This window comes from Pseudomonas sp. FW305-25 (genome assembly GCF_017351415.1).
Taxonomy (GTDB): Bacteria; Pseudomonadota; Gammaproteobacteria; order Pseudomonadales; family Pseudomonadaceae; genus Aquipseudomonas; species Aquipseudomonas chlororaphis.
In genome coordinates this window covers 1-11136 of sequence record NZ_JACNDE010000070.1, presented here as the reverse complement: position 1 = coordinate 11136, position 11136 = coordinate 1, and the positions used below count along the sequence as shown (strand labels likewise).

The following is an 11136-nucleotide window of genomic DNA, read 5'->3' as shown; positions in this document are numbered from 1 at the left end:
CAACACGTCCCGGATCAGAGACAAAAATCCTAAAAGCCTTCTAATAAAAATAATAATGCCCTTATAAATCAAACACTTAACCATATGGCACAAAACTCGCTATAGCCCCTCCCACACCCGCAACACCCTACAAAAATAACAATCCTGGAGAGACACACCATGAGTGTGATCATTGCCCTAGCGGCCCTCGCGCTGCTGATGTTGGCTGCTTACCGTGGCTACAGCGTTATCCTCTTTGCCCCCATCGCCGCCCTCGGCGCCGTCCTGCTCACCGACCCGTCCGCCGTGGCGCCCGCCTTCACCGGCGTGTTCATGGAGAAGATGGTCGGCTTCATCAAACTCTACTTCCCGGTGTTCCTGCTCGGCGCGGTGTTCGGCAAGCTGATCGAGCTGTCGGGCTTCTCCCGCTCCATCGTCGCGGCGGCCATCCGCCTGCTCGGCACCCGCCAGGCGATGCTGGTGATCGTGCTGGTCTGCGCCCTGCTGACCTACGGCGGCGTGTCGCTGTTCGTGGTGGTGTTCGCGGTCTACCCGTTCGCCGCGGAGATGTTCCGCCAGAGCAATATCCCCAAGCGCCTGATCCCGGCGACCATCGCCCTCGGCGCGTTCTCCTTCACCATGGACGCGCTGCCCGGTACCCCGCAGATCCAGAACATCATCCCCAGCACCTTCTTCAACACCACCGCCTGGGCCGCGCCCTGGCTGGGGGTGATCGGCACCATTTTCGTGTTCTGCGCCGGCATGCTGTTCCTCCAGCGCCAGCGCAACAAGGCGCACAAAGCTGGTGAAGGCTACGGCAGCGACCTGCGCAACGAGCCGGAAACCGCCGCCGACATCCAGCTGCCCAACCCCTGGATCGCCCTGTCGCCACTGCTGCTGGTGGGCCTGATGAACCTGCTGTTCACCCACTGGATTCCCCAGTGGTACGGCAAGACTCATAGCCTGGCCCTGGCCGGCATGGCCGCCCCGGTGCAGACCGACGTCGCCAAGCTCACCGCCATCTGGGCAGTCCAGGCCGCCTTGCTGGTGGGCATCATCATGGTCCTGGTGTTCGGCTTCTCGGCCATTCGCGGCAGGCTCGCCGAGGGCAGCAAGAGCGCGGTCAGCGGCGCCCTGCTGGCGGCGATGAACACTGCTTCGGAATACGGTTTCGGCGCGGTGATCGCCTCCTTGCCGGGTTTCCTGGTGCTGTCGGACTGGCTGAAAAGCATCCCCAACCCGCTGGTCAACGAGGCCATTACCGTGACCCTGCTGGCCGGCATCACCGGCTCCGCCTCGGGCGGCATGAGCATCGCCCTGGCGGCCATGTCGGAGACCTTCATCAGCGCCGCCCACGCCGCCAACATCCCGCTGGAAGTGCTGCACCGTGTGGCCGCCATGGCCAGCGGCGGCATGGACACCCTGCCGCACAACGGCGCGGTGATCACCCTGCTGGCGGTCACCGGGCTGACCCACCGCCAAGCCTACAAGGACATTTTCTGCATTACGCTGATCAAGACCCTGGCCGTCTTCGTCGTGATCGCCACTTTCTACGCCACCGGCATTGTGTGAGGTATTCATGAGCAATCTTGCGGGCAAGACCGCCCTCGTCACCGGCTCCACCAGCGGCATCGGCTTAGGGATCGCCCTGAGCCTGGCCAAGGCCGGCGCCAACCTGATCCTCAACGGCTTCGGCGATGCCTCGACGGTGCTCGCCGAGGTCGCGCGCCTCAATAAAGACAGCGGCGGCAAGGTCGGTCATCACCCGGCCGACGTCAGCGACCCGGCGCAGATCGCCGACATGCTCGCCTACGCCGAGCGCGAGTTCGGCGGCGTCGACATCCTGGTCAACAACGCCGGCATCCAGCATGTGGCGGCGGTCGAGGAATTCCCGGTGGAGCGCTGGGACTCGATCATCGCCATCAACCTGTCGTCGGTGTTCCACAGCACCCGCCTGAGCCTGCCCGGCATGCGCGCCAAGGGCTGGGGGCGGATCGTCAACATCGCCTCGGTGCATGGCCAGGTCGGCTCGGTGGGCAAGGCCGCCTATGTGGCGGCCAAGCACGGGGTGATCGGCCTGACCAAGGTGGTCGGCCTGGAAACCGCCACCAGCAACGTCACCTGCAACGCCATCTGCCCGGGCTGGGTCCTGACCCCGCTGGTGCAAAAGCAGATCGACGACCGCATCGCCGCGGGGGTCGATCCGCAACAGGCGCAACACGACCTGCTGGCGGAAAAACAGCCGTCCCTGGAGTTCGTCACGCCTTCGCAGCTGGGCGAGTTGGTCCTATTCTTGTGCAGTGAGGCCGGCAGCCAGGTGCGTGGCGCGGCGTGGAATATCGACGGCGGCTGGCTGGCGCAGTAAACGCGATCCCTGTAGCCGCTGCCGCAGGCTGCGATAGGTCCGAAGGACCTCCGCGATCTTGAGACCGCCACGACCGTTCCGGTCGATCGCAGCCTTCGGCAGCGGCTACAGGTAGAGTTGGACCCGCTTTGTGTGTGCAGCAGAAAAACAAGAGGCCACCCATGTCCGAATTACTCTGGCAACCCAGTGCCGAGCGCATCAGCAAGACCCGCATGGAAGCCTTCCGGCGCTTGATCAATCACCGTCACGACCTGGACCTCGACGGCTACCCCGCCCTGCACCAATGGAGCATCGAGCAGCGCGAAGCCTTCTGGCAGGCCATAGTCGATTTCTTCGATGTCGAGTTCCACGCGCCCCCCAGCGCGGTGCTGATCGAAGGCCGCGGCATGCCCGCCGCCCAGTGGTTTCCCGACGCCACCCTGAACTTCGCCGAGCATCTGCTCAAGCGGCGTGACGATGGCGTCGCGGTGGTGGCGATCAACGAGAACGGCCAGCGCGAACAGCTGACCTACAACCAGCTGGCGGCCCATGTCGCCGGCCTGCAACACAGCCTGCGGGCCGCCGGCGTCGGCCTTGGCGACCGGGTCTCGGCCTGCATGCCCAACACCTGGCAGACCCTGGTGGGCATGCTCGCCACCGCCAGCCTCGGGGCCGTCTGGTCCAGCTCCTCGCCGGACTTCGGCACCCAGGGGGTGATCGACCGTTTCGGCCAGATCGAACCCAAGGTGCTGATCACCTGCGCCGGCTACCGCTACGCCGGCAAACAGATCGACCAGACGGCCAAGGTCAACGAGATCCTCGAACGCCTGCCGTCCCTGCAACAGCTGATCATCGTGCCGTACGCGCGGCCCGAGGCTCGCACCGAAGACTTCCGCACCTCGGCCAGCGTCGCGCTGTGGGACGACTTCTACCGCCCCGGCGGCGAGCCGGCGTTCGTCGCCGTGCCCTTCGCCCACCCGCTGTACATCCTCTATTCCAGCGGCACCACCGGTGTGCCCAAGTGCATCATCCACAGCACCGGCGGCGTGCTGTTGCAGCACCTCAAGGAGCACGGCCTGCACACCGACCTGCGCGCCGGCGAAGTGCTGTTCTACTACACCACCTGCGGCTGGATGATGTGGAACTGGCTGGTCTCGGCCCTGGCGGTGGGCGCCACGGTGCTGCTGTACGACGGCTCGCCGTTCCACCCGGCGCCCGAACACTTGATCGACCTGATCGACCAGGAAGGCATCAGCGTCTTCGGCACCAGCCCCAAGTACCTGGTGGCCCTGGAAAAAGCCGGTATCGAGCCGCGCCAGAGCCATTCCCTGGCCAGCCTCAAGACCCTGCTCAGCACCGGCTCGCCGCTGTCGCCGCAGAGCTTCGACTACGTGTACCGCGCGTTCAAACAGGACCTGTGCCTGGCCTCGATGTCCGGCGGCACCGATATCATTTCCTGCTTCATCATCGGCAACCCGCTGTTGCCGGTGCACCGCGGCGAAATGCAGGGCAAGGGCCTGGGCATGGCGGTCGAGGTGTGGAACGACCAGGGCCAGGCGGTGGTCGGCGAAAAGGGCGAACTGGTCTGCACCCGGCATTTCCCGGCCATGCCCATCGGCCTGTGGCACGACCCGCGGCACGAGAAGCTGCGCGCCTCCTACTTCAGCCAGTTCCCCGGGGTCTGGGCCCAGGGCGACTACGCCGAGCAACTGGCCCATGGCAGCTGGCTGATTCACGGCCGCTCGGACGCCGTGCTCAACCCCGGCGGCGTGCGCATCGGCACCGCGGAAATCTACCGCCAGGTGGAGAAACTCGAGCAGGTCCTGGAAAGCCTGGCCATCGGTCAGCAATGGGACAACGACGTGCGGGTGGTGCTGTTCGTGCGCCTGCAGGACGGCGTGCAACTGGACGACGCCCTGCAGGAGCAGATCCGCCAGGTCATCCGCGCCAACACCACGCCAAGGCACGTGCCGGCGAAGATCCTCGCGGTCAGCGACATCCCGCGGACCATCAGCGGCAAGATCGTCGAACTGGCGGTGCGCAACGTGGTGCACGGCCTGCCGGTGAAAAACACCGACGCCCTGGCCAACCCCGAGGCGCTGGAGCAGTTTCGCGATCGCCCTGAGTTGCGCGACTGATCGTTGCCCCTGTAGCCGCTGCCGCAGGCTGCGAACGACCCGCAGGGGCGCGATCTCAGGACCGCTGAAGGCCCTGCGGGCCTTTACGCAGCCTCGCAGGCTCGGCAGCGGCTACAAGGGCTGGGCGCGGTGCCAGTTGTAGCCGCTGCTGCAGGCTGCGCCCGGCACCGCAGGGGCCGCAAAACCGGGCGATCCGGTCTACCTGCTGGATCGGGAAAACCGCCCTCGCGCTGGCTACACCGTCGATCGCAGCCTGCGGCAGCGGCTACAATGCCGGCGTGATGCACGCTCAGGACACCCCCGACATGAACGCCTCCCCCTCCGGCAGCGAAGCCGAAACCCTGATTGCCCGGCTGGACTGGGCCGCCACGCCGCTGGGCGCGGTCGACCACTGGCCGCAGAGCCTGCGCACCGCGGTGGACATCGTGATTCACTCGCCAATGCCGATGCTGCTGTTGTGGGGCGCGCAACTGACACAGATCTACAACGACGGTTTCGCCCTGCTGGCCGGCAACAAGCACCCTGGCGCCTTCGGCCAGTCGACCCACCTGACCTGGCCGGAACTCCAGGACTTCACCGCGCCGATCTACCAAGCCGTGCTGCAAGGCCAGGTGCGCACCTTCAGCGAAAAACCCTTCACCCTGCTGCGCCACGGCCGCGAGTCGGACGTCTGGCTGGACCTGACCTACAGCCCGATCCGCGACGAAAGCGGCGAAGTCGCCGGGATCCTGGTCACCAGCATCGAAACCAACGAGCGCCGACGCATCGCCCTGGAACTGGAGCAGCGCTCGGCGGCCAGCCTCAAGGCCCAGCACGAAACCGAAGAGCGCCTGCAACTGGCGCTGGCAGCGACCGACGCGGTCGGCACCTGGGACTGGGACATCGGCGACGACCGCTTTATCGCCGACGCCCACTTCGCCCAGCTGCACAGCATCGACCCGGCCCTGGCCGGACAACTGCCCATCAGCGACTACCTCAAGGGCGTGCACCCGGAAGACCGCGGCATGGTGGCGCGCAGCATCAAGCACTGCATCACCCACGGCACCGAATACGCCGAGGAATACCGCCTGCAACAGCCCGACGGGCAGATCCGCTGGGTCTTCGCCCGCGGGCGCTGCTACAAGGATCACCACGGCCGGCCGGTGCGCTTCCTCGGCGCCGCCCTGGACCTGACCGACCGCAAGCAGATGGAACAGGCGCTGCGCCAGAGCCAGACCGAATTGCAGCTGATCATCAACGCCATGCCGGTGCTGATCGGCTACGTCGACCACGAAGAGCGCTTTCGCCTGAACAACAGCGCCTACCTCGACTGGTACGGCCTGACCCCGCAGGAGCTGTACGGGCGGACCATCCGCGAAGTGGTGGGGGACGAGATCTACGCCACCCGCGCCGACAAGATCGCCGCCGCCCTGGCCGGCAAACCCTGCAGCTTCGAAGCCAACTCGCCGCACCGCGACGGGCGCGCGCGGCACGCGCTGATGAAGTACCTGCCGCGCTACGGCGCCGACGGCGCGATCAATGGTTTCTACATCTTCGTGATCGATGAAACCGAGCGCAAACAGACCGAGGAAGCCCTGCGCAACCTCAACGAAACCCTGGAAGAACGGGTGGCCGAGCGCACCCAGGCACTGGCCGCCGCCAACCAGCGCCTGCAGAGCGAGATGTTCGAACGCGAGCGCGCCGAAAACGCCCTGCGCCATGCGCAGAAGATGGAAGCCGTGGGCCAGCTCACCGGCGGCATCGCCCACGACTTCAACAACATGCTCACCGGCATCATCGGCAGCCTGGAGCTGATGCAGCGCTACATCGACGCCGACCGCAGCGCGGAGATCGGCCGTTTCACCGAAGCGGCGATGTCCTCGGCCAAGCGCGCGGCCGCCCTCACCCACCGCCTGCTGGCGTTCTCCCGACGCCAGTCGCTGGACCGCCGGCCACTGGAACCGAACCAGCTGGTGCGTTCGCTGCAGGACCTGTTCAACCACACCAAGGGCGAGCATATCGAGCTGAAGATGAACCTGGGCGCCAACGTCTGGTCGATCAACAGCGACGCCAGCCAGCTGGAAAACGCCCTGCTCAACCTGGTGATCAACGCCCGCGACGCCATGCCCGACGGCGGCGTGCTGACCATCGAGACCGCCAACAGCTACCTCAACGGCAGCGACCTGGGCACCCTGGAACCGGTCAAGGCCGGCGACTACGTGATGCTCGGCGTCAGCGACAACGGCGCCGGCATGACCCCGCGAGTGCTGGCCAAGGCCTTCGACCCGTTCTTCACCACCAAGCCCATCGGCCAGGGCACGGGCCTGGGGCTGTCGATGATCTACGGCTTCGCCCAGCAATCAGGCGGCCACCTGACCATCACCAGCGAACCGGGCCAGGGCACCTGCGTGCGCCTGTACCTGCCGCGCCTGTACAGCGGTGCCCAAACCGACAGCCCGGCACCGGCCAGCGTCGAAGCGCCGTACGCGGTGGCCGGCGAATCGGTGATGCTGGTGGAGGACGACCCGGCGGTGCGCATGCTGGTGCTCAACGTGCTGAGCGAACTGGGCTACAGCGCTTTCGAGGCCGAGGACGCCAAGAGCGCCCTGCCGTTGCTGGAGTCCGAGCGGCGCGTCGACCTGCTGGTGACCGACGTCGGCCTGCCGGGCATGAACGGCCGGCAGCTGGCGGAGATCGCCCGCCAGCAGCGACCGGAGCTCAAGGTGCTGTTCATGACCGGTTACGCGGAAAAGGCCGCCGAGCGCCAGGGCTTTCTCGACGCTGGCATGGACCTGATCGCCAAGCCGTTTTCCATCGAGGCGCTGGCCCAGAAGATTCGTCAGATGATCGGCCGGCAGGGCTGATTTCAGGCATAATCCGCCCCCGCCGTCCGCACCGTTCCAAGGTAACTGCCCCATGAAAGCCCAAGCCCGCCACATCCTGGTGAAAACCGCCGAAGAGGCCGAACAGCTCAAGCAGCGCATCGCCAAGGGCGAAGCCTTCGACGTGCTGGCGAAGAAATACTCCACCTGCCCCTCCGGCAAACGCGGCGGCGACCTGGGTGAAGTGCGGCCGGGGCAGATGGTCGGGGCCATCGACCAGGTGATCTTCAAAAAGCCCCTGCGCACCGTGCACGGGCCGATCAAGAGCAAGTTCGGCTATCACCTGGTGCAGGTGTTCTACCGCGATTGACCGCGTCGCTCACCACGCTTCGACCACGCCCCTGTAGCCGCTGCCGAGCCTGCGAGGCTGCGATCGACGGCGCAGCCGGCGCAAGGGCGGTATCCCCAATCTTTCAGGTAGACCGCGCCGCCAGGTTTTGCGGCCCCTGCGGTGCCGATCGCAGCCTCGCAGGCTCGGCAGCGGCTACAGGGGTGCCTCAGGGTCTTGGGATCAACGCCCCCGGCACCTGGATCACCCGGCTCGCCAAGCGATGCCCGGCCTGCGCCGCCTGCTGCGGACTGCCGCCTTTCAAGCGGCACGCCAGATACGCCGCACTGAACGAATCCCCCGCCGCCGTGGTGTCCACCACCTGCTCCACCCGCTGCGCCGGCACCTCGAACGACTCGTCGCCACAGCGGATCAGGCACGCTTCGGCGCCCCGCTTGAGCACCACTTCCGGCGTGTCCGCGTAAGCCGCCAATACCGCCTGGCTGTCGACATAACCGAACAGCGCCTGCTCGTCATCCACCGTCAGCAACGCCAGGTCGACATAGGCCAGCGCCTCGCGATAAGCCGCCTGCGTCTGCTCCAGCGAGGCCCAGAGCCGTGGCCGGTAGTTGTTATCGAAGATGATCTGCGCCCCACGCTTGCGTGCTTCAACCAAGGTCTCGATCAGCTTCTTGCGCCCCAACTCGCCGAGCACCGCCAGGGTGATGCCGCTGAAATACAGCACCGCGTAGGCCGGCAACGCCGCGAGGATCGGCTCGGCCGCGGGGGTGGTGAAACAGTCGCGCACCGCCGCTTCGTTGCGCCAGTAAAGAAAGCGCCGCTCGCCCTTGGCGTCGGTCTGGATGCAGTACAACCCGGGCAAGCGCCCCGGCAGGCGCTGGACCATGCCCAGGCCGATGCCTTCCTCGGCCCAGCTCTGGCACATCGCATCGCTGAAACTGTCGTCACCGAGGGCGGTGACATAGTCGACATGGGCGCCCTCGCCCAGTTCACGGGCCAGGTACACGGCGGTGTTCAAGGTGTCGCCGCCGAAGCTCTGTTGCAGGCTGCCGTCGGCGCGATGTTGCAGTTCGATCATGCATTCGCCGATCAGGGCGATGCGTTTCCCGGTGGTGCAGGTGTTCATGGTGGGGTGTCTCTGAGAGTTTTTTGTTGTGAGAAAGAACGTCTTCGCGGGCAAGCCTCGCTCCTACAAGGTTGGTGTCGTTTGCCAAGGCGTGTACGCCTCATATCCGTAGGAGCGAGGCTTGCCCGCGATCACCTGCGCAGCAGGTGCCAGCCCCACCTTAGAAACAGGTCTCCATGCTCTCCAGCACATCCAGCCGCTCATCCACCAGCAATCCGGTACGCCACTTATCAAAGGTCAAACACGGGTGCGAAGTACCAAAAGCAATAATGTCCCCCACCCGCAACTCAACCCCCGGCGCCACCGTCATGAACGCATGCTGGTCCATCACCGCCGTGACCTTGCAGGCGCTGACATCATCGCCCTTGGCCGGCAGCACGCCCGGCTTGTAGCGCAACAACGGCACCGGCAAGCCGGCGTCATAGGCCACATCGCGCTTGCCCAGGGCGATCACCGCGAACCCAGGCTCCGGCAGGGACTGCACATGGGCCCAGACTTCCAGCGCCGGACGCAGGCCTTCGTGCAGGTCGCTGCGCCGGTCGAGCACGCAGCACTGCGCCTCTTTATAGATGCCATGGTCGTGGGCCACGTAACTGCCGGGGCGCAGCACGCTGAGGAAACGCCCCTGGGCGTTCTGCGCCTCGAAGGACTCGGCGATCAGGTCATACCAGGCCGACCCCGAGGCGGTGATGATCGGCTTATCGATAGCGAACAGCCCGTCGTCCTGCAACTGCACCGCCAGGCGCACCAGGGACGCGGCGAACTCCCGAATGCCACTCACCGCGTGATCGCCATGGATCACCCCTTCGTAACCCTCGATGCCGCACAAGGCCAAGGCCGGTTGCGCCTTGATCGCCTGCGCCAGGTCCAGCACTTCCTGTTCGCTGCGGCAGCCACAACGGCCGCCGACCACGCCGTACTCGATCATCACGTTCAGACGCACCCCGCGCGCGGCGAAGAACTGCCCGAGGTCGGCGACGTTGTCCGGGTGATCGACCATGCAATAGAAGTCGAACGTCGGGTCGGCCAGCAGCTCGGCGATCAGCCCCATGTTCGGCGTGCCCACCAGCTGATTGGCCATCAGCACCCGGCGCACACCGTGGGCGTAGGCCGCGCGGGTCTGCACCGCGGTGGCCAGGGTGATGCCCCAGGCGCCCGCCTCCAGCTGCCGACGGAACAGCGCCGGGGTCATGCTGGTCTTGCCGTGGGGCGCCAGCTCGGCGCCGCTGTCGCTGACGAACTTCTGCATCCAGCGAATGTTGTGTTCCAGCGCCGCGCGGTGCAGCACCAGGGCCGGCAGGCTGACATCGCGCACCAGGCTGACGCCCGGTTGGGCGGCACCCTTTTCCACCGCGGCATTGATCAAGGCAGAAGACATATTCGAACTCCTTACGGCGCAGCCACAGGGGCTGGCATTAGTCGTTGATGCGACGGGCCAGGCGATTCGCGCTGTCGATCAGCACCCGGCGGTAGTCGGCGTAATTGTTCTGGGCATCGGCCCGTGGCGCGACGATGCACAGGGTGCAGATGCACACCCCGCGCTCGTCCCGCACCGGAGCGGCGAAGCAATGGGTAAAGGTGTCGGCCACGCTGTCGAAGGAAAAGAAACCGTCCTGCGTGGCCTGGCGGATTTCCTTGAGGAAGGTCGCCACAGGCAGACGCTCCCCGTCGGGGAGCATGAAGTCGCGCTCGTCGATCAACTCGACGATCTGCTCATCGCTCAAATGCCCCAGCAGCAGCCGCCCGGAAGCGGTCCAGGGAATCGGCGCGTTCTCGCCGATATTCGAGGAAATGCGGAAATGCCGCTCGCCCTCCTTCATCAGCGCCACCGTGTATTTGCGCCCGTTGAGCAGGCACATCTGCGCGGTCTCGCGGGTCTGGCTGACGATCTCCTGCAAGGCCGAGTCGGCCTCCCGGGTCAGGTCGAAATGGCGCAGATGGGCCTGCCCCAGGAAGTACAGCTGGCGCCCCAGGTACACATGCCCATCCTGGCCCACCGGCTCCAGAACCCGCCGCTCCAGCAGGGACGCCACCAGCTCGTACACCGTGGACTTGGGGCTGCCGATACCCTTGGCGATATCGTTGGGGCGCAACAGCTGGCCGATCTCCTTGAGGAAATCGAGAATATCGAACGCCCGGTCCAGCCCCTTGGCCCGGCGCTTGATGGTGTCTTCGGTCATATCTGTGCCTTTTACAAAAAACTGCGAAATTTCCGGCGCCCCAAAACCCCGGCATTGCCCTTATCCCCGTAGCCGCTGCCGAGCCCGCGAGGCTGCGATCGACCGCAACGCGGGCGCAGGCTCTTGAAGTCGTCGCGCCCCCCTACGGGGTCGATCGCAGCCTCGCCAAAGCTCGGCAGCGGCTACAACAAACCCCACCCGCCCCTGTAGGAGCGAGCT

The 11136-nt window shown here is 65.9% G+C and carries 8 protein-coding genes; 5 read left to right on the top strand and 3 right to left on the bottom strand.

The genetic code is table 11. From position 1 onward, the window contains the following. Positions 1-159 precede the first annotated feature (159 nt). From J4E58_RS31590 to J4E58_RS31570, 5 genes are all read left to right on the top strand, one after another. Positions 160-1551 carry a GntP family permease gene (locus J4E58_RS31590; protein WP_053261713.1) on the top strand — a complete coding sequence of 464 codons (1392 nt, stop codon included), beginning with the start codon at positions 160-162 and terminating at the stop codon, positions 1549-1551. 7 nt (positions 1552-1558) lie between these two features. Continuing rightward, positions 1559-2344 carry a 3-hydroxybutyrate dehydrogenase gene (locus tag J4E58_RS31585; protein WP_007924463.1) on the top strand — a complete coding sequence of 262 codons (786 nt, stop codon included), beginning with the start codon at positions 1559-1561 and terminating at the stop codon, positions 2342-2344. A gap of 161 nt (positions 2345-2505) precedes the next feature. After that, the gene (locus J4E58_RS31580; protein WP_087092732.1) at positions 2506-4461 is read left to right on the top strand and encodes an acetoacetate--CoA ligase; all 1956 of its coding nucleotides are present in this window, start codon (positions 2506-2508) and stop codon (positions 4459-4461) included. Positions 4462-4766: 305 nt separating this feature from the next. Further along, on the top strand, positions 4767-7304 hold the full coding sequence (locus J4E58_RS31575; RefSeq protein WP_087092731.1) for a PAS domain-containing sensor histidine kinase: 2538 nt from the start codon (positions 4767-4769) through the stop codon (positions 7302-7304). A 52-nt stretch (positions 7305-7356) separates the two neighbouring features. Beyond that, positions 7357-7632: a peptidylprolyl isomerase gene (locus J4E58_RS31570; protein ID WP_007932676.1), complete on the top strand. Its 276-nt coding sequence runs from the start codon at positions 7357-7359 to the stop codon at positions 7630-7632. A gap of 187 nt (positions 7633-7819) precedes the next feature. Here J4E58_RS31570 and J4E58_RS31565 read toward each other — a convergent pair whose 3' ends face one another. From J4E58_RS31565 to J4E58_RS31555, 3 genes are all read right to left on the bottom strand, one after another. Next, positions 7820-8737 (bottom strand): sugar kinase, encoded by a 918-nt coding sequence (locus J4E58_RS31565; protein ID WP_087092730.1) that lies wholly within the window; start codon positions 8735-8737, stop codon positions 7820-7822. 160 nt (positions 8738-8897) lie between these two features. Beyond that, positions 8898-10115 (bottom strand): amino acid deaminase, encoded by a 1218-nt coding sequence (locus tag J4E58_RS31560; RefSeq protein WP_009044424.1) that lies wholly within the window; start codon positions 10113-10115, stop codon positions 8898-8900. A gap of 37 nt (positions 10116-10152) precedes the next feature. Next, complete coding sequence (locus tag J4E58_RS31555; protein WP_087092729.1) at positions 10153-10917, bottom strand: IclR family transcriptional regulator; 765 nt, start codon at positions 10915-10917, stop codon at positions 10153-10155. Positions 10918-11136: the final 219 nt, after the last annotated feature.

Coding starts and splice junctions, on each gene's coding strand:
- J4E58_RS31590 (WP_053261713.1), top strand. CDS start 160: ATGAGTGTGATCATTGCCCTAGCGGCCCTCGCGCTGCTGATGTTGGCT.
- J4E58_RS31585 (WP_007924463.1), top strand. CDS start 1,559: ATGAGCAATCTTGCGGGCAAGACCGCCCTCGTCACCGGCTCCACCAGC.
- J4E58_RS31580 (WP_087092732.1), top strand. CDS start 2,506: ATGTCCGAATTACTCTGGCAACCCAGTGCCGAGCGCATCAGCAAGACC.
- J4E58_RS31575 (WP_087092731.1), top strand. CDS start 4,767: ATGAACGCCTCCCCCTCCGGCAGCGAAGCCGAAACCCTGATTGCCCGG.
- J4E58_RS31570 (WP_007932676.1), top strand. CDS start 7,357: ATGAAAGCCCAAGCCCGCCACATCCTGGTGAAAACCGCCGAAGAGGCC.
- J4E58_RS31565 (WP_087092730.1), bottom strand. CDS start 8,737: ATGAACACCTGCACCACCGGGAAACGCATCGCCCTGATCGGCGAATGC.
- J4E58_RS31560 (WP_009044424.1), bottom strand. CDS start 10,115: ATGTCTTCTGCCTTGATCAATGCCGCGGTGGAAAAGGGTGCCGCCCAA.
- J4E58_RS31555 (WP_087092729.1), bottom strand. CDS start 10,917: ATGACCGAAGACACCATCAAGCGCCGGGCCAAGGGGCTGGACCGGGCG.